28 protein-coding genes are annotated in these 25,536 nt (G+C 70.5%); 22 read left to right on the top strand and 6 right to left on the bottom strand.

The window, feature by feature from the left end; all coding sequences use genetic code 11:
• Positions 1 to 8 precede the first annotated feature (8 nt).
• Positions 9 to 992, bottom strand: a complete 984-nt coding sequence (locus tag BpN12_RS26750) for an oxidoreductase (protein ID WP_246795218.1) — start codon at positions 990 to 992, stop codon at positions 9 to 11.
• A gap of 434 nt (positions 993 to 1,426) precedes the next feature.
• Here BpN12_RS26750 and BpN12_RS26745 point away from each other — a divergent pair, with 434 nt between their 5' ends.
• The 3 genes from BpN12_RS26745 to BpN12_RS26735 all read left to right on the top strand — a co-directional run bounded on the left by BpN12_RS26745 (position 1,427) and on the right by BpN12_RS26735 (position 4,390).
• Complete coding sequence (locus BpN12_RS26745) at positions 1,427 to 2,872, top strand: purine-cytosine permease family protein (protein ID WP_246795217.1); 1,446 nt, start codon at positions 1,427 to 1,429, stop codon at positions 2,870 to 2,872.
• A gap of 64 nt (positions 2,873 to 2,936) precedes the next feature.
• Positions 2,937 to 3,518 carry a TetR/AcrR family transcriptional regulator gene (locus BpN12_RS26740; RefSeq protein WP_246795216.1) on the top strand — a complete coding sequence of 194 codons (582 nt, stop codon included), beginning with the start codon at positions 2,937 to 2,939 and terminating at the stop codon, positions 3,516 to 3,518.
• A gap of 134 nt (positions 3,519 to 3,652) precedes the next feature.
• Entirely contained in the window at positions 3,653 to 4,390 is a 738-nt protein-coding gene (locus BpN12_RS26735) for an SDR family oxidoreductase (protein WP_246795215.1), read from the top strand.
• A 139-nt stretch (positions 4,391 to 4,529) separates the two neighbouring features.
• On the opposite strand, the gene zwf is transcribed toward BpN12_RS26735, so the two are convergent.
• Positions 4,530 to 6,005 carry a glucose-6-phosphate dehydrogenase gene (gene zwf, locus BpN12_RS26730; protein WP_246795214.1) on the bottom strand — a complete coding sequence of 492 codons (1,476 nt, stop codon included), beginning with the start codon at positions 6,003 to 6,005 and terminating at the stop codon, positions 4,530 to 4,532.
• A gap of 532 nt (positions 6,006 to 6,537) precedes the next feature.
• Positions 6,538 to 7,122 carry a helix-turn-helix domain-containing protein gene (locus BpN12_RS26725; RefSeq protein ID WP_246795213.1) on the bottom strand — a complete coding sequence of 195 codons (585 nt, stop codon included), beginning with the start codon at positions 7,120 to 7,122 and terminating at the stop codon, positions 6,538 to 6,540.
• 105 nt (positions 7,123 to 7,227) lie between these two features.
• Between BpN12_RS26725 and BpN12_RS26720 the strand changes: the two genes are divergently transcribed.
• From BpN12_RS26720 to BpN12_RS26700, 5 genes are all read left to right on the top strand, one after another.
• Positions 7,228 to 8,016 carry an aldolase gene (locus BpN12_RS26720; protein ID WP_246795212.1) on the top strand — a complete coding sequence of 263 codons (789 nt, stop codon included), beginning with the start codon at positions 7,228 to 7,230 and terminating at the stop codon, positions 8,014 to 8,016.
• A 167-nt stretch (positions 8,017 to 8,183) separates the two neighbouring features.
• Positions 8,184 to 8,762 (top strand): TetR/AcrR family transcriptional regulator, encoded by a 579-nt coding sequence (locus BpN12_RS26715; protein WP_246795211.1) that lies wholly within the window; start codon positions 8,184 to 8,186, stop codon positions 8,760 to 8,762.
• Between the two features lie 165 nt (positions 8,763 to 8,927).
• Positions 8,928 to 9,803, top strand: a complete 876-nt coding sequence (locus BpN12_RS26710) for an SDR family NAD(P)-dependent oxidoreductase (protein WP_246795210.1) — start codon at positions 8,928 to 8,930, stop codon at positions 9,801 to 9,803.
• Positions 9,804 to 9,820: 17 nt separating this feature from the next.
• Positions 9,821 to 10,741, top strand: coding sequence for an oxidoreductase (locus BpN12_RS26705; RefSeq protein ID WP_246795209.1), 921 nt, complete (start codon positions 9,821 to 9,823; stop codon positions 10,739 to 10,741).
• A 30-nt stretch (positions 10,742 to 10,771) separates the two neighbouring features.
• Complete coding sequence (locus tag BpN12_RS26700) at positions 10,772 to 11,017, top strand: hypothetical protein (RefSeq protein WP_246795208.1); 246 nt, start codon at positions 10,772 to 10,774, stop codon at positions 11,015 to 11,017.
• Positions 11,018 to 11,051: 34 nt separating this feature from the next.
• Here the strand turns inward: BpN12_RS26700 and BpN12_RS26695 are convergent, their stop codons facing one another.
• Entirely contained in the window at positions 11,052 to 11,600 is a 549-nt protein-coding gene (locus BpN12_RS26695) for a TetR/AcrR family transcriptional regulator (protein ID WP_246795207.1), read from the bottom strand.
• 92 nt (positions 11,601 to 11,692) lie between these two features.
• On the opposite strand from BpN12_RS26695, the gene BpN12_RS26690 reads away from it, so the two are divergent.
• Together BpN12_RS26690 and BpN12_RS26685 are read left to right on the top strand one after the other, a co-directional pair.
• Positions 11,693 to 12,451 (top strand): SDR family NAD(P)-dependent oxidoreductase, encoded by a 759-nt coding sequence (locus BpN12_RS26690; protein WP_246795206.1) that lies wholly within the window; start codon positions 11,693 to 11,695, stop codon positions 12,449 to 12,451.
• Entirely contained in the window at positions 12,444 to 13,652 is a 1,209-nt protein-coding gene (locus BpN12_RS26685) for an FAD-dependent oxidoreductase (protein WP_246795205.1), read from the top strand. The genes BpN12_RS26690 and BpN12_RS26685 overlap by 8 nt, the downstream gene beginning before the upstream one ends.
• A gap of 67 nt (positions 13,653 to 13,719) precedes the next feature.
• Here BpN12_RS26685 and BpN12_RS26680 read toward each other — a convergent pair whose 3' ends face one another.
• Positions 13,720 to 14,193, bottom strand: coding sequence for a winged helix-turn-helix transcriptional regulator (locus BpN12_RS26680; protein ID WP_246795204.1), 474 nt, complete (start codon positions 14,191 to 14,193; stop codon positions 13,720 to 13,722).
• Between the two features lie 98 nt (positions 14,194 to 14,291).
• Here BpN12_RS26680 and BpN12_RS26675 point away from each other — a divergent pair, with 98 nt between their 5' ends.
• Together BpN12_RS26675 and BpN12_RS26670 are read left to right on the top strand one after the other, a co-directional pair.
• A complete protein-coding gene (locus tag BpN12_RS26675; RefSeq protein ID WP_246795203.1) occupies positions 14,292 to 15,347 on the top strand; it encodes an SDR family oxidoreductase in 1,056 nt (351 codons plus the stop codon).
• Between the two features lie 199 nt (positions 15,348 to 15,546).
• Positions 15,547 to 16,053, top strand: coding sequence for a DUF1993 domain-containing protein (locus BpN12_RS26670; RefSeq protein ID WP_246795202.1), 507 nt, complete (start codon positions 15,547 to 15,549; stop codon positions 16,051 to 16,053).
• Between the two features lie 237 nt (positions 16,054 to 16,290).
• On the opposite strand, the gene BpN12_RS26665 is transcribed toward BpN12_RS26670, so the two are convergent.
• Positions 16,291 to 16,506 (bottom strand): hypothetical protein, encoded by a 216-nt coding sequence (locus BpN12_RS26665; RefSeq protein WP_246795201.1) that lies wholly within the window; start codon positions 16,504 to 16,506, stop codon positions 16,291 to 16,293.
• 112 nt (positions 16,507 to 16,618) lie between these two features.
• Between BpN12_RS26665 and BpN12_RS26660 the strand changes: the two genes are divergently transcribed.
• The 10 genes from BpN12_RS26660 (at position 16,619) to BpN12_RS26615 (ending at position 25,495) form a co-directional block, all read left to right on the top strand.
• Positions 16,619 to 17,020, top strand: coding sequence for a DnaJ family domain-containing protein (locus tag BpN12_RS26660; RefSeq protein ID WP_198251831.1), 402 nt, complete (start codon positions 16,619 to 16,621; stop codon positions 17,018 to 17,020).
• 101 nt (positions 17,021 to 17,121) lie between these two features.
• On the top strand, positions 17,122 to 17,682 hold the full coding sequence (gene tadA / locus BpN12_RS26655) for a tRNA adenosine(34) deaminase TadA (RefSeq protein ID WP_246798020.1): 561 nt from the start codon (positions 17,122 to 17,124) through the stop codon (positions 17,680 to 17,682).
• Positions 17,683 to 17,752: 70 nt separating this feature from the next.
• Positions 17,753 to 18,694, top strand: a complete 942-nt coding sequence (ldcA, locus tag BpN12_RS26650) for a muramoyltetrapeptide carboxypeptidase (RefSeq protein WP_246795200.1) — start codon at positions 17,753 to 17,755, stop codon at positions 18,692 to 18,694.
• A 318-nt stretch (positions 18,695 to 19,012) separates the two neighbouring features.
• On the top strand, positions 19,013 to 19,708 hold the full coding sequence (locus tag BpN12_RS26645) for a GntR family transcriptional regulator (protein WP_246795199.1): 696 nt from the start codon (positions 19,013 to 19,015) through the stop codon (positions 19,706 to 19,708).
• A 151-nt stretch (positions 19,709 to 19,859) separates the two neighbouring features.
• A complete protein-coding gene (locus BpN12_RS26640; RefSeq protein WP_246795198.1) occupies positions 19,860 to 21,353 on the top strand; it encodes an NCS1 family nucleobase:cation symporter-1 in 1,494 nt (497 codons plus the stop codon).
• A gap of 14 nt (positions 21,354 to 21,367) precedes the next feature.
• Complete coding sequence (locus BpN12_RS26635; protein WP_246795197.1) at positions 21,368 to 22,231, top strand: aspartate/glutamate racemase family protein; 864 nt, start codon at positions 21,368 to 21,370, stop codon at positions 22,229 to 22,231.
• 159 nt (positions 22,232 to 22,390) lie between these two features.
• A complete protein-coding gene (gene puuE, locus BpN12_RS26630; protein ID WP_246795196.1) occupies positions 22,391 to 23,344 on the top strand; it encodes an allantoinase PuuE in 954 nt (317 codons plus the stop codon).
• On the top strand, positions 23,341 to 23,862 hold the full coding sequence (uraD, locus tag BpN12_RS26625; protein ID WP_246795195.1) for a 2-oxo-4-hydroxy-4-carboxy-5-ureidoimidazoline decarboxylase: 522 nt from the start codon (positions 23,341 to 23,343) through the stop codon (positions 23,860 to 23,862). The genes puuE and uraD overlap by 4 nt, the downstream gene beginning before the upstream one ends.
• 110 nt (positions 23,863 to 23,972) lie before the next feature.
• On the top strand, positions 23,973 to 24,986 hold the full coding sequence (alc, locus tag BpN12_RS26620) for an allantoicase (RefSeq protein WP_246795194.1): 1,014 nt from the start codon (positions 23,973 to 23,975) through the stop codon (positions 24,984 to 24,986).
• Entirely contained in the window at positions 24,983 to 25,495 is a 513-nt protein-coding gene (locus tag BpN12_RS26615; protein WP_246795193.1) for an ureidoglycolate lyase, read from the top strand. Before alc ends, BpN12_RS26615 begins: the two co-directional genes overlap by 4 nt.
• Positions 25,496 to 25,536: the final 41 nt, after the last annotated feature.

The raw sequence follows: 25,536 nt of genomic DNA, 5'->3' as shown, positions 1-25,536 counted from the left end.
CGACCGCCTCAGCCCGCTTCGGCGTAATCGACATAGCCTTGCGCGCCGCCCTGGTGGAACGTCTGAGGGTCCGCCGCCGCCAGCGCCAGCCCGCGCTCGAAGCGCCGCACCAGATCGGGATTGCCGATGAACGGCTTGCCGAACGAGACGAGATCGGCGCCGCCGCGCTCGATCAAACGCCCGGCCGCGTCCCGGTCGAAGTTGCCGTTCGCGATCAGCGTGCCGTCGTAGCGCTGCCGGACGTAGCCGATCGTGTCCTGCAGCGCGGCGATCGACGTGCCGCTCAAGTCCTCCAGCGCGCGCACCACCTGCACGTAGGCGAGTGGCAGCCGGTTGCACGCCTGCAGCAGCCGGTCGTAGGTCGCGACCGTTTCATCGGTCTGCCGGAAGCCGCCCGTCTCGAAGGCCGGCGCGATCTTCACGCCGACGCGCCCCGGCCCCCATTCGGCGATCAGCGCATCGAGCACCTCGATCACGATCCGGCCGCGCCGTTCGGCGCTGCCGCCATAGGCGTCGTCGCGCCGGTTCAGCGCGCTGTTGAGGAATTCGGGCAGCAGGTAGGGGGTCGCGCAGTGCAGTTCGACGCCGTCGAAGCCGGCCGCGCGCGCGTGGCGCGCGGCGGCGCCGTAGTCGGCGACGGTCCGGCCGATCTCGGCCACCGTCATCGCGCGCGGCGTGACGGTGTCCTGGAAGCCGTCCGGCGTGTACGCGCGCAGCGCAGGATTGATTGCCGATGGTGCGAGCGGCGCGGCGCCGTCGAAGAAGTCGGGATGCGAGACGGCGCCCGAATGCGCGAGCTGCGCGAAGATCCGCCCGCCCGCGGCGTGGACCGCGTCGGTCACGCGGCGCCAGCCGTCGGCCTGCGCCGCGCTGAACAGGCCCGGCACGTTGACGAAGCCGATCGCCTCGCGGCTGATCCAGATGGCCTCGGTCACGATCAGCCCGGCGCTCGCGCGCTGCCGGTAATAGGCGATATGCAGCTCGGTCGGCACGTGGCCGGGCGCGCCCGCGCGTCATCGACGCCATCACGATGCGGTTGGACAGGCGGCTCGGGCCGAGCTGAAAGGGTTCGAGAAGCCTCATGTGGTCGGATCCGGAAGAAAGGGATCCGGCGAATCCAACGGGATGCGGCGCACGGCGGAACGCCAGGAAAGCGACTATCAGTCATGCGATTTGCGGATGAATCGCCGGCGCGCGGCGGGCAGTTGACTATTCAAATTTGGCCGGTTCAGATGCAAGGCGCGCGGAGCCGGATCATCGGGTGATCCATGGGCGGCCGGTGCGCGGCGCGGATCGGGTCGTTTCCATCGGGTAACTCCCGATTTTTCGCCGGGATGTCTAGACAAATAGATTCGACCGCGCAGCGCCGCCGGACGGAGACGGGCGGCGCCGCGCGGCTACCCCAACCGGAACTGGAGCGTTTCCCGTGACGAGCGAAAACAACGACGAGAGCGCGGGCCGCGCAGGCGGCGAACTGATCGAATCGCGGACGATCGACTTCATCCCCGACGCGGAGCGTCACGGCCGGCTCGGCAGCCAGTTCACGCTGTGGCTGTCGGCGAACCTGCAGATCACGGCGATCGTCACCGGCGCGCTGGCGGTGGTACTCGGCGGCGACGTGTTCTGGTCGCTCGTGGCGCTGCTGCTCGGCCAGCTGGTGGGCGGCGCGGTGATGGCCCTGCACGGCGCGCAGGGCCCGCAGCTGGGCCTGCCGCAGATGATCTCGAGCCGCGTGCAGTTCGGCGTCCACGGCGCGACGATCCCGATCGTGCTGGTCTGCCTGATGTACGTCGGCTTCTCGGCGAGCGGCTCGGTGCTCGCGGGCTCGGCGCTCGCGCGGCTGCTCGGCGTGGGCGACGTGGCCGGCATCGCGATCTTCTCGGCCTGCATCGTGGTCCTGACGATACTCGGCTATCGCACGATCCACCTGATCGGCCGCGTCGCAAGCGTGATCGGCGTGATCGCGTTCGCGTTCATGTTCGCACGGCTGTTCTCGCAGCACGACGTCGGCCTGCTGCTCGCCAACCGCCATTTCTCGATCGCGAGCTTCCTGCTGTCGATGTCGCTGTCGGCGTCGTGGCAGATCGCGTTCGGCCCGTATGTGGCCGACTATTCGCGCTACCTGCCGCGCACCACCTCGCCGCTCGGCACCTTCCTCGCGGTCGGGCTCGGCTCGGTGCTCGGCGCGCAGGCGGCGATGGTGTTCGGCGTGTTCGCGGCGGCGCTCGCGGGCAGGCAGTTCGCGCATCACGAGGTCGCGTTCATCGTCGGGCTCGGGTCGTCGGGCGCCATGGCGGCGCTGCTGTATTTCAGCATCGCGTTCGGCAAGCTCACGGTGACGACGCTCAACGCCTACGGCAGCTTCATGTCGATGGCCACCATCGTCAGCGGTTTCGGCGGCCAGCGCACGATTTCGCATCGCGCCCGGCTCGCGGCGATCCTCGCGATGGTGGCGCTCTCGACGGCGCTCGCGATCGCGGGCCGCGATTCGTTCCTGAAGGCATTCACGGCGTTCATCCTGTTCCTGCTCGCGTTCTTCACGCCGTGGAGCGCGATCAACCTGGTCGACTACTACGGCTTCACGCGCTCGCGCTACGACGTGCCGGCGCTGTCCGACCCGGATGGCCGCTACGGCCGCTGGAACCGCACCGCGATCGCCGTCTACGCGATCGGCATCGCCGTGCAGCTGCCGTTCGTCTCGACGAGCTTCTACACCGGCCCGCTCGTCGACGCGCTCGGCGGCACCGACATCTCGTGGATCCTCGGCCTGGTGGTGCCGGCGCTGCTCTATTACGCCTGCGCGCGTGCCGCCGCGCGCAGGATTCCCGAGCGCCTGATCCTGCCCGCCGAGATGCCGGGTGGCCGCGAGTGAGCAGAGGCACGGGGCGGGCGCAAGGTTGTTGACTGATCGATCCAGAATCGGTATCGTGCGCGTCATGGTCAGACCCAGGGAATTCGATCGCGACGAGGTACTGGACCGCGCGCTGCGCGTGTTCTGGGAGAAGGGCTATGCGGCGACGTCGACGGACGATCTGCTCGGTGCGATGAACATCGGCCGGCAGAGCCTCTACAACACGTTCGGCGACAAGCGCGGGCTCTACCTCGAGGCGCTGCAGCGTTATTCGCTGAACAGCGTGTCCACGCACATCGCGCGCCTGCGCGGCGCGGCTTCGCCGCTGGCCGGCATCGAGGCGCTGCTGTCCGGCCTGATCGAGGACGGTTGCGGCGGGCAGGCGCTCGGCTGCCTCGGCGTGAACGCGATCTGCGAATTCGGCACCAGCGACGCCGGGTTGCGCGCGCTTGGCGAGCGCGTGGCGCCCGTGCTCGAGCGCGCGCTGGCCGAGGCGATCGGCGACGGCCAGCAACGCGGCGAGATCGATCCGGCGCTCGATGCGCGCGCGGCGGCCGGCTTCGTGCAGATCGCGATGCAGGGCCTGCAGGTGGCGGCGCGGGCCGGCACCGCGGCCGAAGCGCTGCATGGCATCGCGAGTTTCACGGTCGAGCGGCTGCGGGCATGAAGGCATGAAGGCGGCCGTTCCCGGTCCGCCGGGCCGCTCGACTCTCTCGCGCCTCGCAGTTTGAAAACGTACCGGCCAGGGCGGCCGGTTTTTTATCGCCAGTTTTTGACTGATCAATCCATAAAGGAGATGACATGGTTCCGGATTCATTGCAGCAACGCAGGGCCATCGTGTTCGGCGGTTCGCGCGGCATCGGCGCGGCGATCGCGCGCCGGCTCGCGCGGCACGGCGCCGACGTCGCGCTGACCTACGTCTCGGCACCCGACAGCGCCGCCGAGGTGGCGGCCGACATTGCCGCGCTCGGGCGCCGGGCGCTCGCGATCCGCGCCGACAGCGCGCACGCCGACGCCATTCGCGCGGCGGCCGATCAGGCGGCCGCGCATTTCGGCGGGCTCGACATCGCGGTGGTCAATGCGGGCATCCTGAAGCTCGGCGACGTCGCCGCGTTCGGCGTCGAGGACCTGGACGCGATGCTGGCCGTCAACGTGCGCGGCGTGTTCCTCGCGATCCAGGCGGCCGTCGCGCACCTGCCGCGCGGCGGGCGGATCGTGACGATCGGCAGCAACACGGCGGTGCGCAGCAACTATCCCGGCTCGAGCGTCTACTCGATGACGAAGGCGGCGGTGGCGGTGATGGTGAAGGGCGTGGCCGTCGATCTCGCGCCGCGCGGCATCACCATCAACAACGTGCAGCCGGGGCCGACCGTGACCGACATGACGGCCGTGCACATCGAGGCGGTGCGCCCGCTGATCCCGCTGCAGCGCGCGGCCGACGCGGACGAGATCGCGGCGCTGGTCGCGTGGCTCGCGAGCGCCGAATCGAGTTACATGACGGGATCGAGCCTGACGATCGACGGCGGCATGGCGCTGTGAGCGCGAGGCGCGGCGGGCGGCGCGGCGATGATGGCCGCGCGCCGCCCGCGACGGGAAGTGCTGCGACGCGGCGGGACGACGAACCCCGCGTCGCGGGCGACGGCGGCCGGCGCCGGCCCGCCGCCGTGCGGGGCGTGGCTTATGCTTCCTCGGCCCAGGCCATGTTGTCGCGTGCGAGCAGCGCCGACGACGCGGCCGGCCCGAAGGTGCCCGCCGTGTAGAGGCGCGGCCGGTCGCCGGGCTGGTGCCAGCCGTCGAGGATCGGCTCGATCCAGGTCCAGGCCGCTTCCAGCTCGTCGCGGCGCATGAAGTGCGTGAGGCGGCCGCGGATCACGTCGATCAGCAGCCGTTCGTAGGCTTCGGCGCGCCGCTCGGGGATCGCCTGCTGCAGGTCGAGGTTGAGGCTCACGGGCACCATGTTCATGCCGCTGCCGGGTTCCTTCGCGAGCATCTGCAGCTGGATCGATTCCTCGGGCTGCAGCTGGATCACGAGCCGGTTGCTGTAGTGGCGCGGGCCGTTCGGGATGATCGAGAACGGCAGGTCGGCGAACTCGATGACGATCTCCGACTGGCGCTTCTGCAGCCGCTTGCCGGTGCGCAGGAAGAACGGCACGTTGGCCCAGCGCCAGTTGTTGATGTGCGCGCGCAGCGCGACGAAGGTCTCCGCGCGGCTGTCGGCCGGCACGTTGTCCTCTTCCAGGTAGCCCTTCACGGGCTGGCCGTCCACGGCGCCGGCCGAGTACTGGCCGCGCACCGTGTCGCGCGCGATGTCGGCGGGCGTCATCGGCCGCAGCGAGCGCAGCACCTTCAGTTTCTCGTCGCGCACCGCGTCGGGGTCGAGCGAGACGGGCGGCTCCATCGCGACGATGCAGAGCAGCTGCAGCAGGTGGTTCTGCACCATGTCGCGCAGCGCGCCGGTGTGATCGTAGAAGCCCGCGCGGCTGCCCACGCCAACCGTCTCGGCTACCGTGATCTGCACGCTGCGGATGTACGGCGCCTGCCACAGCGGCCCGAAGATCGGGTTGCCGAAGCGCAGCACCATCAGGTTCTGCACCGTTTCCTTGCCGAGGTAATGGTCGATCCGGTAGATCTGCGATTCGGCGAAGTGCTTGCCGACCGCGTTGTTGATCGCCTGCGCCGAGGCCAGGTCGTGGCCGAGCGGCTTTTCCAGCACCACGCGCGAATGCGCGTCGACGAGATCGGCCGACGAGAGGTTGTCGCAGATCGTCGTGAACAGCTCGGGCGAGGTGGACAGGTAGAACACGCGGATCGCCTCGCGGCGCGACGCCTCGGCGAGGCGCCGGTAGTCGGCCGGCTCGTTGACGTCGATCAGCGTGTACTGGAACAGGTCGAGGAAGCGGTCCCAGGCCTGCGCGTCGAACGCCTTCGCATCGATGAACGGGCGCGACTGTTCCTCCATGAACTTGCGGTAGCCGTCGATGCCCCAGTCGCGGCGGCCGACCGCGATGATGCGCGTCTCGGGCGGCAGGTTGCGGTGCAGGTGCGCCATGTAGAGCGCGGGCAGCAGCTTGCGGGCGGCGAGGTCGCCGCCGCCGCCGAAGATGATCATGTCGACGGGCTGTTCGGATGCGGTCGGGTTGGGCTGGTTCGTCATGGGTGGTTCGCGGGTCAAGATCGATGAGCGTTGAACGGAAGGCGGTGTAGCATGCCGCAGTGCGGCGGAAAGTCCTAGTTTGCACGGTTTTGCATGACTTCGTGCGGTCCGGCTTCGCTTTCGCGCGCCGGGAAGGGGGCGGCGCGCCCGCGAACGGCCGGCGCGCGGCGTGTTGCGCGGATCGCGACTAAACATGGCGCGGCGTCGGGCGGCGGGCGAGGGCGACGCCGGATCGACGCCGGCCGGGGAGTTTTGGCGATGCCGGTGCCGAGGCTGGTGCCGGCCGGGCGTGCCGGCTCCGGGCGCCATGATGCAGTGCCGCGATGTGATGCCGGCGCGCCGCGTGAAAGCACGGCGGCATGACATGCCACGGCGATGACGGCGGCGCGGACGCGAGGCGGTGTCCCGCCGCCCGGCTTCACGCGCGCGATCCGGTCGATCAGGAATGCGAATGATGAACTCGATAGAAATTTGCCCAAGCGCGCGCGGCGCGGCGCGGTGCCTCCCGCCGCCGCGCGCGGCATGCTCGCGCTCAGGACGCCGCCGCGCCGGCGGCCGGTTCGTCGCCGCTGATCACGAGCAGCACCTGCGCCGTCTTCGCGCCGAGCGAGCGGATCCGGTGCGGTACCTGCGCGTTGAAGTAGACCGCGTCGCCGGTCGCGAGCGTGACCTTCTGCGACGCGAAATCGATCTCGATCCTGCCGCTGTGGACGAACAGGAACTCCTCGCCCGCATGTTCCTTGAATTCGGACGAGGCGAAATCGTGCGCCGGACGGATCATGAACGGCAGCAGCCGCTTGCGCCCGGCCTCGGCCGCGATCACCTCGTAGCCGCCCTGCGCGTCGTCGGGCCCGCTGCCCATGCGCAGCCGCTCGCCGGCCCGCACGATGGTGATCGCCTTCTCGTCGCCGTCGGCCGAGAACAGCTGCCCGACCTCGACGTGCAGCGCCTGCGCGAGCTGCATCGCGACCGCCACCGACGGCGTGCTGAGGCCGCGCTCGACCTTCGACAGATAGCTTTTCGTCAGGCCCGCGCGCTCGGCCAGGTCCTGCAGGCTCAAGCCGAGCTGTTTTCTCAGCAGCTTCAGACGAATCGCCCCCAAGGCTTCCCCCTTCATTGATTTATCGTGAAATGACACATCGTGTCATATACTACCCGACGTGTACTCATGATCGCGATGTCGGTCGACTCGACATCCGCCGCCCCACCTGGAGATGCCGAAATGGCCGAAACGCTGAGTCTGTCGAAGTCCGAGCTGGTTGCCCGTTCGCAGGCGCAACTGGACACCACGCTGTCGGTGCGCCACTGGACGACGCGCCAGAAGCTGGCCCTGACGTGCCGCATTCTATTCGACGGCGGCCACGATTCGGGCCTCGCCGGCCAGATCACGGCGCGCGCCGAGGACCCGGACACCTACTACACCCAGCCGTTCGGCCATGGCTTCGACGAGATCACCGAGACGAACCTGCTGGTGGTCGACCAGGACTTGAAGACGGTGGACGGCCGCGGCATGCCGAATCCGGCGAACCGCTTCCACACCTGGGTCTACCGCGCGCGTCCCGACGTGAACTGCATCATCCACACGCATCCGCTGCACGTCTCGGCGCTGTCGATGCTGGAGGTGCCGCTGGCGGTCTCGCACATGGACACCTGTCCGCTCTACGACGACTGCGCGTTCCTCGAAAAATGGCCCGGCGTGCCGGTCGGCAACGAGGAGGGCGAGATCATCTCGGCCGCGCTCGGCAGCAAGCGCGCGGTGCTGCTCGCGCATCACGGCATGCTGGTGACCGGCAAGACCGTCGAGGAAGCCTGCTCGCTCGCGCTGCTGATGGAGCGCGCCGCGCGCATGCAGCTCGCGGCGATGGCGGCCGGCACGATCCGCCCGATCCCCGAGGCGCTCGCCACCGAGGCGCACGACTGGATCTCGACGCCGAAGCGCCACGCCGTCGCGTTCGACTATTACGCGCGCCGCGCGCTGCGTACCCATCACGACTGCCTGGCCGCCGACTGATTGCGGCGGGTACTTGCCGGCTGCGATCCGACACGCTGCACCGTTGTCACCGCCGACGCGGGCTGCCCCCATCGGGGCGATCTGCGTCGGCTTCGTATTTTTCGCTTGTGCGGGCGATCCGTTCTCGAATATGATTGAGCACTTACTCATTTAACAGGGCGCCGGTCTTGGCACGTCCCCGCAGTTCCGACAAGCACGAAGCGATTCTCGACGCGGCCGCCGCGGCGCTCGCGCAGCACGGCGCGGCCGCCACCACGGCCCGCATCGCGCGGCTCGCGGGGGTGGCCGAAGGCACCGTGTTCACCTATTTCGAAACGAAGGACGCGCTGCTGAACGCGCTCTACCTGCATCTGAAGGACGGGCTGCGCGCCGCGCTGATGACCGGCTTCCCCCATCAGGCCAGCGCCGAGCAGCGCGCGCGCCATGCCTGGAACGCTTACGTGTCGTGGGGCGTGTCGAATCCGGACGGACGCAGCGCGATGCGCCAGCTCGACGTCGGCGGCCGCATCGAGCCGGCGAGCCGCGCGGCCGGTTCGGCCGGCTTCGGCGCGATCCGCGACGTGTTCCGCGAACGCCTGTCGGGTACGAGCGGGCTCGACACGGATCAGGCGCTGACGTTCTGCGGCGCGCTGTTCTCGTCGATGGCGGAAGCGACCATGGATTTCATCGCGAACACGCCTGAGCTGGAGGCGCAGTATCGCGAAGCGGGGTTTCGGTCGATCTGGGCGGCGTTGCAGGCGCATTGAACGCCCTAGCGACCGGGTGGCAAGGCGGTGAAAGGCGGGCAGTGGCGTGAACTTGCCGTGCCGGCCGATCATCGCCATGACGGGCGCGAGATGGGAAGTCCATCCCTTCCTGCCTCGCGCATATTAATGAGTGAGCAATCATTCATTTCATGAAAGGAGCAAACGATGTCGAAAGTCTGGCTGGTAACGGGGGCCGCGCGCGGCCTCGGGCGCGCGATCGCGCAGGCGGTGCTGGAAGCGGGGGACAGCCTGGTGGCGGGCGCGCGCGATCCGGCGCGGCTCGCGGACCTGGCGGCAAGCCATGGTGAGCGGCTGCGCGCGGTCGAGCTCGACGTGACCGACGAAGCGGCGGCCGCGCGGGCGGTGGCGGTCGCGCGCGAGGCGTTCGGCCGGCTCGACGTGCTCGTCAACAACGCCGGCTACGGCCATACCGCGCCGTTCGAGCAGACCGCACCCGACGCGTTCCGCGCCCAGATCGAGACCAACCTGTTCGGTGTGATCAACCTGACGCGCGCCGCGTTGCCGGTCATGCGCGGGCAGCGCGCGGGGCATATCTTCCAGGTCTCGTCGGTCGGCGGGCGCACCGCCACGGCGGGGCTGTCGGCGTACCAGGCGGCGAAGTGGGCAGTGGGCGGCTTCAGCGACGTGGTCGGCATGGAGGTCGCGCCGTTCGGCGTGCGCGTCTGCACGCTCGAACCGGGCGGCATGCGTACCGACTGGGCCGCGCAGGCGAGGCAGGGCGTCGACGCGATGCTGCCCGAGTACGAACCGTCGGTCGGGCGCATCCTCGAATTGCTGAACACCTACGGCGGCCACGAAGTGAGCGATCCGGCGCGGATCGCGGCGCTGATCGTCGAGCTGTCGCGGCGCGACGACGTGCCGAAGCGCCTGCTGCTCGGCGGCGACGCGCTCTACGTCTGCGAGCAGGCCGAGGCGCAGCGTGCCGACGAAGCGGCGCGCTGGCGCTCGACCACGCTGTCGACGCAATTCCCCGACGCGAAGCTGCCGGCAGGGCTCGACGCGCTGAAGGGGCTTCAGTGAGCTGGGGCGTGCGGGACATGCCCGACCAGCGCGGGCAGCTCGCCGTGGTGACGGGCGCGACGGGCGGCATCGGCTACGAAGCCGCGCTCGCGCTGGCCGGCGCGGGCGCGCACGTGGTGCTGGCGGGCCGCAACGACGCGAAGGGCGCCGCCGCGCTGCGGGCGATCCGCGCCGCGCATCCGCAGGCGGCGGTCGACTACGCGCAGGTCGATCTGGCGAGCCTGGCCTCGGTGCGGCGGTTCGCCGCCGAGTTGACGGCGCGCTACCCGCGCATCGATCTGCTGATCGACAACGCCGGCGTGATGACGCCGCCCGTGCGGCACGAGACGGAGGACGGCTTCGAGCTGCAGTTCGGCACGAACCATCTGTCCCATTTCGCGCTGACCGGACTGTTGCTGCCGGCGCTGCGCCGCGCGCCGGCGCCGCGCGTGACGATCGTCAGCAGCGGCGCGCACCGCCTGCTCGCGGCGATCCATTTCGACGACCTGCAGTGGACGCGCCGCTACCATCCGTGGCGCGCCTACGCGCAGTCGAAGCTGGCGATCCTGATGTTCGGGTTCGAGCTGCAGCGCCGCAGCGACGCGCTCGGCTGGGGCCTGCGCGTGACCGCCGCGCATCCGGGCTTCGCGCGCACCGGCCTGCAGAGCGCCGGCCCGAATCTGGGCGGGTCGCGGCGCGGCGTGATCGGCGAGGCCGTGATGCGGATGCTCACGCCGCTGATGTCGCAATCGGCGGCCGAGGGCGCGCTGCCGACGCTGTTCGCCGCGGTGTCGCCCGAGGCGCGGCCGGGCGGCTATTACGGGCCGCAGCGGCGCTTCGAGCTGGTCGGGCCGGTGGGGCCCGCGAAGGTCGGCGAGGCCGCGCGCGACGAGGCGGTGGCCGCGCGGCTGTGGACCGAGTGCGAAGCGCTGACGGGCGTGCATTGGCCGACGCGGTGAGCGGCGACATAGCGAGATGGAGATGGCGGGATGGACGGCCCGCACGCGGCCGGCCGAGCCGGCGCCGAGCGCGGGCAAGTCTCTCGCCACGCGCGGCGTGGCGGTGATCAGCGCGCACGGGCGCGAGCGGATCGCGGCGGCGCGCCCGGTGCATGCGCGGGCGATTCGTGGGCGATTCGTGGGCGGATTCTCGCGCATCTCGACGCGCACGAGCGCGAGGTGATCGTCCACACGGCGGCGCGGCTCGTGCGCGCCGCAACCGGAACAGCGGCGTGACGCGTCCGACGGACGCGGGCCGCACGGACAGCCGTCACACGTCCACGCAGGCCTGGATCGCCGCGCCGAGCTTCCCGACGATCCACGCCGGCTCGGCCGCGTCGAGCGCGGGCGAGCCGAGCGCGGCCCGCAGCACCGCGAAGCCGAGCACGTAGGCGGTGATCATCGCCGCGCGCGCCGCGGCGGCCGGGCCGTCCAGCCGCGCGGCCAGCGCCTCGATGAAGTCCGCGTGCAGCGCGGCCGCCAGGATCGGCGCGGCCACCGGGCTGCCGACCGAGCGCAGCAGGAACGCGAACGCGTCGAAGCTGTCGGGCTCGGCCGGCTCGATCGGCCCGAGCAGATAGCGCGCGACGCGTTCGCCGAGGCCGTCCGACGGCCCCTCGAACACCGGCTCGAGCGCGAACGCGTCGGCCGCGATCTGCGTGAACAGCAATTCCTTCGAACCGAACAGCCGCGGCACCATTGCCGCATCGATGCCGGCTTCCGCCGCGATCTCGCGCACGCCGATCGTGTCGTAGCCGGCCCGCGTGAACGCGAGCCGCGCCGCGGCGGCAATCCGCTCGCGACTCTGTGCGGCGCTCAAACGCGGGGCGCGTGATTTTTTATCAACACTCGTTGACATTTTGTGTCGGGCCCTCCAGGATATCAACACTTGTTGATAACACGGGTTCGACCATGACACCAGACTTTCCCGCCGATTTTTCGAACCGGCTCATGCTCGTGACCGGCGCGTCCAGCGGCATTGGCCGCGCCGTCGCGCTGCGGCTGGCCACGGCAGGCGCCCGCGTGATCGCGACCGGGCGGGACGCGGCGCGGCTGGCGCGGCTCGCCGAGGCGCTGGGCGGCCGCGGCGAATGCCGCCCGCTCGACGTGACGCGTCCCGCTGCGATCGCCGCGCTGATGGCCGATATCGAGACGCGCCACGGCCGGCTGCACGGTCTCGTCGTCAATGCCGGCCGCTCCGACGGCGGCGAGATCGACTCGCCCGACGTGGCCGGCTACGACGCGCTGATGGACGTGAACGTGAAGGGCGCCGTGTTCACCTTCGTCCATGCGCTGCCGCGGCTCGCCGACGGCGCGTCGGTCGTGTTCGTGGGATCCGTCGCGGGGCGCCGCGGGCAGCCGGGCGACGCGCTGTACGCCGGCAGCAAGGGTTTCATCCGCGCCTACGCGCGCACGCTCGGCACCGCGCCGGCGCTGATGGCGCGGCGCATCCGCGTCAACGTCGTGTCGCCGGGGCCGATCGAGACGCCGCTGACCGCGGCGGCCACCGCCGATGCCGCGGTGCGCCGTCACGTCGAGACGCTGGTGCCGATGGGACGCTGGGGGCGGGCCGACGAGGTCGCCGAGGCGGTGCGCTTCCTGCTGTCGCCGGCCGCGAGCTTCACGACGGGCGCCGACCTGACCGTCGACGGAGGCATGGCGCATGTCTGAAACGACCTGCCAGCCGGCTGGCGCGCCGACCGGTCCCGCCGTCCCGGCGCTACTGCGGCACCGGCGCATTGCGATCGTCGGCGGCGGCCCGGCCGGGCTCACGCTCGCACGGCTGTTGCAGATGCAGGGGGCGGACGTGACCGTCTACGAACGCGACGCCTCGCGCGCGGCGCGCGGGCAGGGCGGCTCGCTCGACCTGCACGAGGATTCCGGCCAGCTCGCGCTGCGGCGGGCCGGCCTGATCGAGCGCTTTCGGGCGCAGGCGCGATTCGAGGGGCAGCTGTCGCGGATCGTTGACCGGCACGGCATCGAGCGGGCCGAACTGCGCGCCGATCACGAGACGCGGACACGGCCGGAAATCGATCGCGGCGCGCTGCGGGAATTGCTGCTCGATTCACTGGCGCCGGGCACCGTGGTCTGGGACGCACGGCTCGAACAGGCGAGCCCGGACCCGGCGGGCGGCTGGCGGCTCGCGTTCGCGCGGCGCCGCGAGGCGGTGGGCGCCGACCTGCTGTTCGGCTGCGACGGTGGCGGGTCGCGGGTGCGGCCGTTGCGTACCGCCGTGATGCCGGTCTACAGCGGCGTCACCTTCGTGCAGGCGTGGCTGTCGGACGTCGATCGGCGGCACCCCGAAATCGCGGCGCGGGTGGGGCCGGGCAGCCTGATGGCGCTTGGCGACGATCGCGCGCTGATGGCGCAGCGCAACGGCAACGCGTTGATTCGCGTGTATGCGGTGCTGCGCGTGGCGGAAGGCTGGCATGCGCGATGCGGCTTCGACTGGAACGACGCCGAACGCGCACGGTCGGCCCTGCTCGATCGCTTCGCCGGCTGGTCCGCCGCGCTGACCGAGCTGCTGGCACGGGCCGAGCCCGGCTTCGAACCGTGGCCGCTCCATCACGTGCCGGCGCGGCAATGCTGGATGCCGGCCGCCGGCGTGACGCTGCTCGGCGACGCGGCGCACATCATGCCGCCGTTTACGGGCCGCGGCGTGAATCTCGCGATGCTCGACGCGCTGGAACTCGCGCACTGCCTGAGCGCGGGCCGCTTCGACACGCTCGATGCGGCCATCTCGGCTTACGAGACCGCGATGCTGGCGCGAATGCGCGGCGCCATCGAGGAAACGCTGGCCGCGCAGGATCTGATGATCGCGCCGGACGCGCCCGCGGGCATCGTGGCCCGTTTGCAGGGGAACGAACCGTGACGGCGGGGAGCGGGCGGGATGCGCCGGGGCGGCGGGCGTCGAAGCCCGCTGCCGCTGTCCCGGCCGCTCAGTCGGGCCGGCGCGTACCCGCGGTGTCCGGCGCGCGCCTGGCCGCGGCCGCGTTCCTGCGCGGCGGCTTCGGCCGGGCGCGCCGCGCGAGCAGGGCCTCGCCGTGGCGGTCGGCCCAGTCGTGCAGCGCGCGGAACATCGGCAGCAGCGCGAGCGAGGCCGCCGTCAGTTCGTATTCGACGCGCGGCGGTACCTGCGCATGCACGGTGCGCGTCAGCAGCCCGTTCGCTTCCAGGTCGCGCAGCTGTGCCGTCAGCGTGTGCTGCGTGACGCCCGGCAGCGCGCGGCGCAAGTCGCCGAAGCGCAGCGTGCCGTCCAGCAGCACGCAAAGGATCTCGATCTTCCACTTGCCGGCCACGGCATCGATCGCCGCGTGGAAGCGTGCGATCGCCCGCGGTTCGGGAACGCAGGTGTCGGGACAGGCGTCGGGGTGAGCGCTCGTGTCGGTCTCGCCATGGGTATCTTTTTGCATACTCGGTAGGTTGAATGATCCTGCTTGTCGAAATCCGCCGGACGTCGAAAATGCATGCTAGCAGGCCGCGGGCGGGGTGCCGGGCGGCGCGGCATGAAATGACGGGGAGCGAGATGAGCCGGGTGCTGGTGACGGGTGGATCGGGTTTCGTGGGCAGCCACGTGATCATTCAATTGCTGCAGGCGGGGCATGCGGTCAGGACGACGATTCGGCATCCTGATCGCCGGCGTGAGGTCTGGGCGATGCTCGAACGCGGTGGCGTGCATGCCGATGCGGAGCTCGAGTTTCGCATTGCCGATCTGCTGCGCGACCCGGGCTGGGCCGAGGCCGTGCGCGGTTGCGATTACGTGCTGCATGTCGCCTCGCCGTTTCCCGGCGGCGTGCCCCGGCACGACGACGAACTGATCGTGCCGGCCCGCGAGGGCACGCTGCGGGTGTTGCGCGCGGCCCGCGACGCGGGCGTCAGGCGCGTGGTCGCGACCTCGTCGTTCGCGGCGATCGGCTACGGCCATGGCGCACCCGCATCGCGCGACGCGCCGTTTACCGAGGCCGACTGGACCGATCCGGCCGGCGCCGGCGTGGATGCCTATGTCCGTTCGAAGACGCTGGCCGAGCGCGCCGCGTGGGCGTTCATCGAAGAGCAGGGGGGCGGTCTCGAACTGGCCGTCGTGAATCCGGTCGGGATTTTCGGGCCGGTGCTGGGGCCGGATTATGCGAGTTCGATCGGGCTCGTGAAGGCGCTGCTGGACGGCGCGCTGCCGGCCGTGCCGCGGCTCGCCTTCGGCGTGGTCGACGTGCGCGACGTGGCGGACCTGCATCTGCGCGCGATGAGCGATCCGCGCGCGAACGGCGAACGCTTCATCGCGACGGCGGGCCCGGCGTTGTCGCTGCGCGAGCTGGCGCGGCTGCTGCGCCGCCGGCTCGGCGCCGCGGCGCGCCGGGTGCCGCGCCTGCCGATGCCCGATGCGGTCGTGCGCGGACTCGGCCGCGTCTCTCCCGCGCTGCGCGCGATGGCGCCGCAGCTCGGCATCGTGCGGCACGCGAGCGCCGGGAAGGCGCGCCGGCAGCTGGGCTGGACGCCGCGTCCGGCCGAGGAGGCCGTGCTCGCGAGCGCCGAGAGCCTGCTTGCGCTGGGCCTGCTGACGCACCGCTGAGCGCACCGCGGGCCTGCCGGACGCGCCGCGCCGGGCGCCGATCACGATGCTTCATTGTTGCGCCGTTCAGCGTGCCGGCTCGCTGATTCCTTCTCTATTCGCATCGATGCGGGCGCCTCAGCGGCGTTCGCCGAATCCCATTATGCTGTCGGCCGAACGCCGCGAAGCCGGCGGATTCTTCCCATCCCAAGGAGCCCTCATGTCTGTTTCCTTCTATGACGTTTCGATCCCCGTGCTGGTCCGCGGCCTGCGCAATCTGTCGAAGATCCTCGAGATCGGCGAGACCCATGCGCGCGAGAAAGGCATCGATCCCGACACGCTGACCACGGCGCGCCTGTTCGACGACATGCTGCCGCTCACGGGCCAGGTGCAACTGGCGAGCGACGCGGCCAAGGGTTGCGTGGCGCGGCTGGCCGGCGTCGCGGTCCCGTCGTTCGAAGACACCGAGAAGACCTTCGCCGACCTGCAGGCGCGCGTCGCGAAGACGATTGCGTTCGCGGAATCGATCGGCGCCGAGCAGTTCGCCGACGGCGCGACGCGGACGGTCACGCTGCCGCTGCGCAGCGGCCCGCGCGAATTCGAGGGCCGGGTCTACCTGACGGAATTCGTGCTGCCGAACTTCTATTTCCACGTGACGACGGCCTACGGCATCCTGCGCCACAACGGCGTGCCGCTCGGCAAGCTCGACTACCTGGGCCTGCGTTGATCGCCGGCCGCCGCGTCGCGCGCTCCTGCCTGTCGCGGGGAGCCGCGGGGCGGCGGTTCGCCTGAGCGATGAACCGGTGCGTCCCGCGCGCGACAACGAGCGCGGCCGGGCCACCACCTGCCGCACTGGGCGCCTTGAAGCGGGCCCCATGCAGCCGGGCCTCATGAATCCGGGCGCCATGCGGCGAGGTTGTGCGTCAATTTGACACGCAACCTCATTCGCGGCCGGCCGACCGGATCAGAAATGCACCGTGGTGCCGCAGGCGCCGCCGACCCAGCCATGGGTGCCGGCACCGTTGCAGAACACGCCGCAACCGCCAAGCGCAAGCGTTAGCGCGACGCACGCCAGCAGGAAAACGCGTCGTTTGATCGTTTGCCTCACTGTCATCGCTCCCTTGAAAAGCGCCGCCGACGCGGACATCGGCACGCGCGTCCGCGCTTCCCGAACTAGCATAGCGGCTTTCGGCCACGCACCATGACCTGAGTCGAGCATTTGCTCGACAGGGCTGGCACTTGCCCGATCCCCTGTTAGAATCGCTAGGACGTATTGCCCCTGACTTGTCCGAATGAGACTGCTTGATGCCCTGGTCGAACAACGCATCGCCGCTGCTGCGGCGCGTGGCGAGTTCGACGACTTGCCGGGAGCCGGCGCACCGATGGAACTGGACGACGACCTGCTCGTCCCGGCCGAGGTGCGGATGGCGAACCGGATCCTGAAGAACGCGGGCTTCGTGCCGCCCGCGGTCGAGCAACTGCGGGCGCTGCGCAATCTGCAGGATGAAATGCGCGCGGTCAGCGATCGCGCCACCCGTTGCCGTCTGCAGGCGAAGATGCTTGCGCTCGACATGGCCCTCGAATCCCTGCGTGGCGGCCCGCTCGTCGTGCCCCGCGAATACTGCCGCCGCATTGCCGAACGCCTGTCCGAGCGCGTGCTCGACGACGGTGCCGGTGAAGCGGGGGTCGCATGAACGCCGAATCCGTCGATTCGCTGCTCCCGTCCGCCACGCCCGATCCCACCGCCTGCGCGGCGCCGCCGCCTGATCCGGCCGCCGAACGCGACCGCCGCTTCATGCGGCTCGCGCTGGCCGCGGCCGACGAGGCGCGGGCCGCCGGCGAGGTGCCGGTGGGCGCCGTGCTGGTGCGCGGCGACGAGGTGATCGCGCGCGGCTTCAACCATCCCATCAGCGGCCACGACCCGTCCGCGCATGCCGAAATGGCCGCCCTGCGCGCGGCCGCGCGAACGCTCGGCAACTACCGGCTGCCCGGCTGCGAACTCTACGTCACGCTCGAACCGTGCCTGATGTGCTCCGGTGCGATCATGCATGCGCGGATCGCGCGCGTGGTGTACGGCGCGGCCGATCCGAAGACGGGCGCCTGCGGCAGCGTGGTCGACGCGTTCGCGAATCCGCAGCTGAACCATCACACGAGCGTGACGGGCGGCGTGCTGGCCGACGAATGCGGCGACACGCTGCGCGCGTTCTTTGCCGAACGCCGCCGCGCCTCGCGCGAGGCGCGCCGCGCGCAAGCCGCCGCGGCCGCGCGGGCCGCGTCCGCCGGCCCGTGCGACGGCGCCGGGCCGGCCGTTGCCGCGCCCGATCTGCCCGATGCGCCCGCGCCCGGCGCCGACTGAACCAGTCGCGGCGGCGCGGCTCTAATCGGGCAATCCCAGCCGGGCTGACCCCTTTTCCCTCCGCGAGCCGATGACGAATCCTTCCTCCCTGCCACGCACGATCCGCCTGCTGGCGCCGTCCGGCTACCCGCATGATCCGCTCGCCGTGCAGCGCGCGCTCGAACGCCTCAGCAACGCGCAGCACGTGCTGCAGAACCTGATCGCGGTGGAGCGGCGCTACCTGCGGTTCGCCGGCACCGACGGCGAGCGCGCGGCCGACCTCAACCATCTCGCCGATCCGTCGCAGCCGCTGCCCGACATCGGACTCGCGGTGCGCGGCGGCTACGGCGCCGCGCGCATCCTGCACGGGCTCGACTACCGCGGGCTCGAAAGCCGCCTGCGCGACCAGCCGATCGCGCTGTGCGGCCACAGCGATTTCACGGCGATCCAGCTCGCGCTGCTCGCGAAGTCGCGCGTGAAGACGTTCGGCGGCCCGATGCTGTCGGCCGATTTTGGCGCCGAAACGCCGAGCGAATTCACCATGGCGCAGTTCTGGTCGACGCTGACGCAGCCGTCCACGACGATCGTGGCCGAGGTGCCGCAGCAGCAGTCGGCGGATGTGGCGGGCACGCTCTGGGGCGGCAACCTCGCGATCCTCGCGTCGCTGGTCGGCACGCCGTACCTGCCGCAGATCGAGGGAGGCATCCTGTTCATCGAGGACGTCAACGAGCAGCCGTTCCGGATCGAGCGGATGATCTACACGCTGCATTTCGCCGGCATCCTGGCGCGCCAGCAGGCGCTGGTGCTGGGCCAGTTCACCGGCGCGCGCGCGTTCGACTACGACAACGGCTACGACATGCAGTCCGTGATCGACCAGATGCGCGAGGTGATCGGCATCCCGATCATCACGGGCCTGCAGTTCGGCCATGTGCCGGACATGCTGACGCTGCCGGTGGGCGGGCAGGCGCGGCTCGTCGCGAACGAACACGGCTTCCGCCTGACGTTGTCGGACTATCCGGTACTGGCCGGCTGACTGTCGGCCGGCACGCACGAAACGAGGCGGGCGACCGCCTTTTTTTGCGTCCGAATAAGCAACTAACGGGCTACCTCGACTGGCACCGTCAGCTGTCGTTTGCACCAATCCGGCGCCAGTTTTGTTGACAAAAAGAGCGCATGTTTTCATCGGAAACGCTTGCACAGTCAGCGGTAGTGTCGCCGCTGCATCCAGTTGGCACGCGTTCGCACTCGATCGGGGCCAAGCCATGCCTGGATACGGTGCAAGCTGGGCCAGATAAATTGTTGACAATATTTATGTCCATCCTAGGATGCTGAACATAACGAGATGGCAAACATGACGAAGAAGGAAACCGCGGCACCCGTGAGCGCGCCGGAGGCGATCGCCGAGCGCATCCGCGCGGCGATCCTCGAGCACCGGCTCGCGCCGGGCGCGAAGCTGACCGAAGCGCAGCTCTGCGACGTGTTCGGCGTGAAGCGCGGCACGATCCGGCAGGCGCTCGCGCTGCTCGCGACCGACCGGCTCGTCGACCTGGAGCCGAACCGCGGCGCGTTCGTGGCGAGCCCGACGCTGCAGGACGTCCACGAGGTGTTCGAGATGCGCCGCATCATCGAGCAGGCGGTGGTCGAGCGTCTCGCGGCGGGGCCGGGCGCGAAGCGCCTGCGCGGCGTGACGGCGATCATCGAGCGCGAGCGCGGCGCGTTCGAGCGGCGCGATTTCGCGGCCTGCGTGCGCCTGTCGGGCGAGTTCCACACCGCGCTCGCGGCGCTGACCGGCAACACCGTGCTCTGCGATTGCCTGAACGGGCTGGTCGCGCGCTCGACGCTGATGTCCTCGCTCTACGAATCGCATGGCCGCGGTTCCTGCTCGTTCGACGAGCATGCGCGGATCGCGCAGGCGCTGGAGGCCGGCGACGCGCGCGAGGCCGCGCAACGGATGGCACATCACCTGCAACTGGTGGAACTGAGAATGCTGGACCGCCCCGCACCGGGCGCGGTCGACCTGCGCGACGTGTTCGGCGGCACGGGCTGACGTCCCGCGCGTCGCGCCCGCGCCGAACGGACGGATTGACCGGATGCTGGCGGCAGCCTCGCGTTGCCGCACGCTGGCGCGGCCCGACACGAGGCGGGCCGCGATTTCAACGACGATCGCGCGGCCCGTCCGCGGCAGGCAAGGAGATGTCATGGCTCAGTTCAGCATTGCGCCGGAAAGTCCTCCCTATCATCCGGACCCGACGAACCGCGCGGATCCCGGCGCCGGCGGCCCCGGTGCGCCGGGCGGCTACAGCGAGCGGCTCTACAACGCCGATCTCGCGCCGCTCGCGCGGCAGGGCTGGGGCGCCTACAACATCTTCGCGTTCTGGATGTCGGACGTCCACAGCGTGGGCGGCTACGTGTTCGCGGGCAGCCTGTTCGCGCTCGGCCTGACGAGCTGGCAGGTGCTGGTGTCGCTGCTGGTCGGGATCGGCATCGTCAACCTGCTCTGCAACCTGATCGCCCGGCCGAGCCAGCAGCTCGGCGTGCCGTATCCGGTGGCCTGCCGCGCCACCTTCGGCGTGCTCGGCGCGAACGTGCCGGCCGTGATCCGCGGGCTGATCGCGGTGGCCTGGTACGGGATCCAGACCTATCTCGCCTCGAGCGCGCTGGTGGTGGTGGTGCTGAAGTTCGTGCCGCAGTGGATGCCCTACGCGGACGTCCATCAGCACGGCCTGCTCGGGCTGTCCGCGCTCGGCTGGGCCGGCTTCATGCTGCTCTGGGTGCTGCAGGCGCTGGTGTTCTGGAACGGCATGGAGACCATCAAGAAGTTCATCGACTTCGCGGGGCCGGCCGTCTACGTGGTGATGTTCGTGCTGGCCGGCTACATGGTCTGGCGCGCCGGCTGGCGCAACATCGGCATCAACCTGGGCGGCGTGCGCTACCACGGCGCCGCGGTGATCCCGGTGATGCTCACGGCGATCGCGCTGGTGGTCTCGTACTTCTCCGGGCCGATGCTCAATTTCGGCGATTTCTCGCGCTATTGCGGCAGCTTCCGCGCCGTGCGGCGCGGCAATTTCTGGGGCCTGCCGGTCAATTTCCTGGCCTTTTCGCTGGTCACCGTGGTCACCACGGCCGCCACGCTGCCGGTGTTCGGCGAGCTGCTGACCGATCCGGTCGCCACCGTCGCGCGCATCGATCACCCGACCGCCGTGATCCTCGGCGCGCTGACCTTCACGGTCGCCACCATCGGCATCAACATCGTCGCGAACTTCGTGTCGCCGGCCTTCGACTTCTCGAACGTCGCGCCGCAGCGCATCAGCTGGCGCGCGGGCGGCATGCTGGCCGCGGTCGCCTCGGTGTTCATCACGCCCTGGAACCTGTTCAACAACCCGGCGGTGATCCACGACACGCTCGACGTACTCGGCAGTTTCATCGGGCCGCTGTACGGCGTGCTGATCGTCGATTTCTATCTGGTCAAGCGCGGCCGGCTGCTGCGCGACGACCTCTACACGCTGTCGGAGACGGGCGCCTACTGGTATCGCGGCGGCGTGAACCGGCGCGCGGTGCTGGCGCTGCTGCCGGCCGCCGCGCTGGCCGTGGCCTGCGTGATGGTGCCGGCGCTCGCCGGCCTCGCGAACTTCTCGTGGTTCGTCGGCGCGCTGCTGGGCGGCCTGTTCTACCGGATCGTGGCGCGGCCCTGAACGAGGACGAGACCATGAAGATCAAGCTGATCAACCCGAACACCACGCAGCGCATGACCGACGCGATGGGGCGCTGCGCGCGCGGGGTGGCGAACGCGGGGACCGCGGTGGTGGCGGCGAGCCCGCCATCGGGGCCGCCCTCGATCGAGAGCCATTACGACGACGCGCTCGCCGTGCCGGGGCTGCTCGCCGAGATCGCCGCCGGCGAGCGCGACGGCTTCGACGGCTACGTGATCGCCTGCTTCGGCGACCCGGGCCTCTACGCGGCGCGCGAGCTCGCGCGCGGCCCGGTGGTCGGCATCGCCGAGGCCGCGATGCACGCGGCGAGCGTGCTCGCGCCCGGCTTCTCGGTGGTGACGACGCTCGCGCGCACGCGCGGCATGGCCTGGGAGCTGGCCGAGCGCTACGGCATGCGCCGCTTCTGCCGCAACGTGCGCGCCACCGACGTGCCGGTGCTGGAACTCGACCGGCCCGGCTCGCCGGCGCGAGGCCGGATCGTCGACGAATGCCGCCGCGCGCTCGACGAGGACGGCGCCGAGGCGATCGTGCTCGGCTGCGCGGGGATGGTCGAGTTCGCGCGCGAGATCGAGCAGACCATCGGCGCACCGGTGGTGGAGGGCGTGACCGCGGCCGTCAAGTGGGTGGAGGCGCTGGTCGCGCTGCGGCTCGCCACGGCCAAGCGCGGCGACTACGCGCGACCGCTCGCGAAGCGCTACGACGGCGAACTCGCGCGCTTCGGCCCCGGCGCCGACGGCCTGCCGGGCGGCGCGGCGGGGACAGAGCCGATGGCGGAAGCGGCCGCGCAAACGACCGCGCAAATCGCCACCGGCGCCGCCGCCGGACCGGCCTCGCCGCCGGTGCATATACACCCGGTGTGACACGCACTATCGGCCCCGCTGTATGGGCGCCCCGAACCCTTTTCGCTACACTGGCCCAACCCTCGCATCGGCGCCACCCGGCGCGCCGCCGGCCTCACCGCCGCCGCTGACGACGCCGATGCGAGCCCCATTGATACGGGTCCCTCTTCGCATCCAACCATGTCCCACGATTCCCACTATCCGCGCGACCTGATCGGCTACGGCCGGCATCCGGTGCAGGCGAACTGGCCGGGCCGCGCGCGCGTCGCCGTGCAGTTCGTGCTCAATTACGAGGAAGGCGGCGAGACCTGCGTGCTGCATGGCGACCCGGCCTCCGAGCAGTTCCTGTCCGAGATCGTCGGCGCGGCGGCCTATCCGGCGCGCCACATGAGCATGGAGTCGATCTACGAATACGGCTCGCGCGCGGGCGTCTGGCGGATCCTGCGCGAGTTCGAGAAGCGCGCGCTGCCGCTCACGGTGTTCGGCGTCGGCATGGCGATCGAGCGGCATCCCGAGCTCGCGCGCGCGTTCGTCGAGCTGGGTCACGAGATCGCCTGCCACGGCTGGCGCTGGATCCACTATCAGGACGCCACGCCCGAGCGCGAGGCCGAGCACATGCGGCTCGGCATGGAGGCGATCGAACGTGTCACGGGCGTGCGTCCGCTCGGCTGGTACACGGGCCGCGACAGCCCGAACACGCACCGCCTGGTGGCCGAACACGGCGGCTTCCTGTACGACGCCGACTACTACGGCGACGACCTGCCGTTCTGGATGGACGTCGCCGTCACGGGCGGCGCGAACGTGCCGCAACTGATCGTGCCGTACACGCTCGACACCAACGACATGCGGTTCGCGACGCCGCAAGGCTTCAACACCGCCGATCACTTCTTCCAGTACCTGCGCGACGCGTTCGACGTGCTCTACGAAGAGGGCGACGAGGCGCCGAAGATGCTGTCGATCGGCATGCACTGCCGGCTGCTCGGCCGGCCGGGGCGGTTCCGCGCGCTGCAACGCTTTCTCGATCACCTCGAGCGGCACGACCGCGTGTGGATCACGCGCCGCGTCGACATCGCGCGCCACTGGCGCGAGCACCATCCGTATTCCACCAATCACCAAGGCGAAGGGGCGGCATGAAGGCGATGCACTACACGTTGGCAGAACTGAACGACATGGCGAACGAGGCATTCGTCGCCGCGCTGTCGGGCATCTTCGAGCATTCGCCGTGGGTCGCCGAGGCGGCCGCGGCCGGGCGCCCCTACGCCAGCATCGACGCGCTGCACGCGGCGATGTCGGCGATCGTCGAGCAGGCCGGCGAGGCGCGCCGGCTCGCGCTCGTGAACGCCCACCCGGAGCTGGCCGGCAAGGCCGCCGTGCGCGGCGAGCTGACCGCCGAATCGACGCGAGAGCAGAGCGGCGCCGGGCTCGACCAGTGCTCGCAGGCCGAGTTCGACCGGCTGCAGCAACTCAATCTCGCCTATCGCGAGAAGTTCGGTTTCCCGTTCATCCTCGCCGTGCGCGGCTACGACCGGCACGGCATCATCGCGAACTTCGAGGCGCGCGTGGCCAACACGCGCGACGAGGAGCTGCGCGCGAGCCTGGCGCAGATCTACCGGATCGCGCGCTTCCGGCTCGACGACCTGATCGGCGCCTGAGCGGCGCCTCCCTCCGGCGCGCGACGGCCTTCGGCGCCGTCGCGGCGCCCGCCGTGTCCGCGCGAACGCGGGCGCGGCGCTTTTCACGAACCCAGTACAAGGACCTCATCATGGCCATTCCGCTGCTCGATCCCAACGCTCCCGAATTCACGCGCCGCTATGTGAATCTCGCCGATCCGCGTCTCGGGGCGCAGGCGCTCGAGGCGAGCGACGACTTCTTCGCGCCGAAGGAGCGCATGCTGAATCCGAAGCCGGCCGTGTTCATCGCCGGCAAGTACGACGATCACGGCAAGTGGATGGACGGCTGGGAAACGCGCCGCAAGCGCACCACCGGCTACGACTGGTGCGTGGTCAAGCTCGCGCGGCCCGGCGTGATCAAGGGACTCGACCTCGACACCAGCCACTTCACCGGCAACTTCCCGCCGGCCGCCTCGGTCGAGGCCTGCCATGTGGCCGAGGGCGCGCCGAACCAGGACACGCGCTGGGTCGAGATCGTGCCGTCGACGACGCTGCAGGGCAACCACCATCACTACGTCGAAGTGGCCGACGCCGCGCCGTACACGCACCTGCGCCTCAACCTCTATCCGGACGGCGGCATCGCGCGGCTGCGCGTGTACGGCCAGCCGCAGCTCGACTGGAGCGGCGCGGGCCGCGGCGAGCTGTTCGACCTGGCCGCGATGGAGAACGGCGGCTACCTGGTGGCCGCCAACAACCAGCACTTCGGCCTCGCCTCGACGATCCTGCTGCCGGGCCGCGGCGTGAACATGGGCGACGGCTGGGAGACGCGGCGCCGCCGCGAGCCCGGCAACGACTGGGCGATCGTCGCGCTCGCGCAGCCGGGCGTGATCCGCAAGATCGAGGTCGACACCGCGCACTTCAAGGGCAACTATCCGGACCGCTGCTCGATCCAGGCCGCCTATGTGCGCGGCGGCACCGACAGCTCGCTCGTCACGCAGGCGATGTTCTGGCCCGAGCTGCTCGGCGAGCAGAAGCTGCAGATGGACAAGCAGCATCACTTCGAGGCGGAGCTGGCCGCGCTCGGCGCCGTCACGCACGTGCGGCTCAACATCATCCCGGACGGCGGCGTCTCGCGTCTGCGCATCTGGGGCACGCTCGAGCAATGAAGACGCTTGCCATCGAGGCGCTGACGCGCGCCGCGTTCGCGCCGTTCGGCGACGTGATCGAGACCGCCGGCGCGAAGCAGATCCCGATCAATCTCGGCACCACGATCCGCTTCCACGATCTCGCCAGGATCGACGTCGCCGACGGCGGCGGCCAGCCGCTCGTCAACCTGTTTCGCGGCCAGCCGCGCGCGCTGCCGTTCGAGGTGACGATGCTCGAACGCCATCCGCTCGGCAGCCAGGCGTTCCTGCCGCTCGACACGCGGCCCTATCTGGTGGTGGTCGCGCCGGCCGGCGAGCTCGATCCCGCCAGGATTCGCGCGTTCGTCACGCGCGGCTGGCAGGGCGTGAACTACGCGAAGGGCGTCTGGCATCATCCGCTGATCGCGCTCGGCGAAACGAGCGATTTCATCGTCGTCGATCGCGGCGGCGAGGGCGTGAACCTGAACGAGACGACGCTCGACGAATCGCTCTGGCTCACCGACGCGGCCCTGCATCACGCGACGGCCTGATTGTCCCCGTCACGGCCGTCCCGTCCCTGGCCTCGCGAACC

The organism is Burkholderia perseverans (assembly GCF_022870505.1).
GTDB lineage: Bacteria > Pseudomonadota > Gammaproteobacteria > Burkholderiales > Burkholderiaceae > Burkholderia > Burkholderia plantarii.
Note: the sequence above shows the minus strand (reverse complement) of the source record. Positions and strands in the feature narration are given on the sequence as shown.

Bases quoted from the DNA above. Each gene is read 5' to 3' on its own strand.
- BpN12_RS26740 (WP_246795216.1), top strand. From the start codon at position 2,937: ATGGTCAGACCCAGGGAATTCGATCGCGACGAGGTACTGGACCGCGCG.
- BpN12_RS26735 (WP_246795215.1), top strand. From the start codon at position 3,653: ATGGTTCCGGATTCATTGCAGCAACGCAGGGCCATCGTGTTCGGCGGT.
- zwf (WP_246795214.1), bottom strand. From the start codon at position 6,005: ATGACGAACCAGCCCAACCCGACCGCATCCGAACAGCCCGTCGACATG.
- BpN12_RS26725 (WP_246795213.1), bottom strand. From the start codon at position 7,122: ATGAAGGGGGAAGCCTTGGGGGCGATTCGTCTGAAGCTGCTGAGAAAA.
- BpN12_RS26720 (WP_246795212.1), top strand. From the start codon at position 7,228: ATGGCCGAAACGCTGAGTCTGTCGAAGTCCGAGCTGGTTGCCCGTTCG.
- BpN12_RS26710 (WP_246795210.1), top strand. From the start codon at position 8,928: ATGTCGAAAGTCTGGCTGGTAACGGGGGCCGCGCGCGGCCTCGGGCGC.
- BpN12_RS26705 (WP_246795209.1), top strand. From the start codon at position 9,821: ATGCCCGACCAGCGCGGGCAGCTCGCCGTGGTGACGGGCGCGACGGGC.
- BpN12_RS26700 (WP_246795208.1), top strand. From the start codon at position 10,772: ATGGACGGCCCGCACGCGGCCGGCCGAGCCGGCGCCGAGCGCGGGCAA.
- BpN12_RS26690 (WP_246795206.1), top strand. From the start codon at position 11,693: ATGACACCAGACTTTCCCGCCGATTTTTCGAACCGGCTCATGCTCGTG.
- BpN12_RS26685 (WP_246795205.1), top strand. From the start codon at position 12,444: ATGTCTGAAACGACCTGCCAGCCGGCTGGCGCGCCGACCGGTCCCGCC.
- BpN12_RS26680 (WP_246795204.1), bottom strand. From the start codon at position 14,193: ATGCAAAAAGATACCCATGGCGAGACCGACACGAGCGCTCACCCCGAC.
- BpN12_RS26675 (WP_246795203.1), top strand. From the start codon at position 14,292: ATGACGGGGAGCGAGATGAGCCGGGTGCTGGTGACGGGTGGATCGGGT.
- BpN12_RS26670 (WP_246795202.1), top strand. From the start codon at position 15,547: ATGTCTGTTTCCTTCTATGACGTTTCGATCCCCGTGCTGGTCCGCGGC.
- BpN12_RS26665 (WP_246795201.1), bottom strand. From the start codon at position 16,506: ATGCTAGTTCGGGAAGCGCGGACGCGCGTGCCGATGTCCGCGTCGGCG.
- BpN12_RS26660 (WP_198251831.1), top strand. From the start codon at position 16,619: ATGAGACTGCTTGATGCCCTGGTCGAACAACGCATCGCCGCTGCTGCG.
- tadA (WP_246798020.1), top strand. From the start codon at position 17,122: ATGCGGCTCGCGCTGGCCGCGGCCGACGAGGCGCGGGCCGCCGGCGAG.
- ldcA (WP_246795200.1), top strand. From the start codon at position 17,753: ATGACGAATCCTTCCTCCCTGCCACGCACGATCCGCCTGCTGGCGCCG.
- BpN12_RS26645 (WP_246795199.1), top strand. From the start codon at position 19,013: ATGACGAAGAAGGAAACCGCGGCACCCGTGAGCGCGCCGGAGGCGATC.
- BpN12_RS26640 (WP_246795198.1), top strand. From the start codon at position 19,860: ATGGCTCAGTTCAGCATTGCGCCGGAAAGTCCTCCCTATCATCCGGAC.
- BpN12_RS26635 (WP_246795197.1), top strand. From the start codon at position 21,368: ATGAAGATCAAGCTGATCAACCCGAACACCACGCAGCGCATGACCGAC.
- puuE (WP_246795196.1), top strand. From the start codon at position 22,391: ATGTCCCACGATTCCCACTATCCGCGCGACCTGATCGGCTACGGCCGG.
- uraD (WP_246795195.1), top strand. From the start codon at position 23,341: ATGAAGGCGATGCACTACACGTTGGCAGAACTGAACGACATGGCGAAC.
- alc (WP_246795194.1), top strand. From the start codon at position 23,973: ATGGCCATTCCGCTGCTCGATCCCAACGCTCCCGAATTCACGCGCCGC.
- BpN12_RS26615 (WP_246795193.1), top strand. From the start codon at position 24,983: ATGAAGACGCTTGCCATCGAGGCGCTGACGCGCGCCGCGTTCGCGCCG.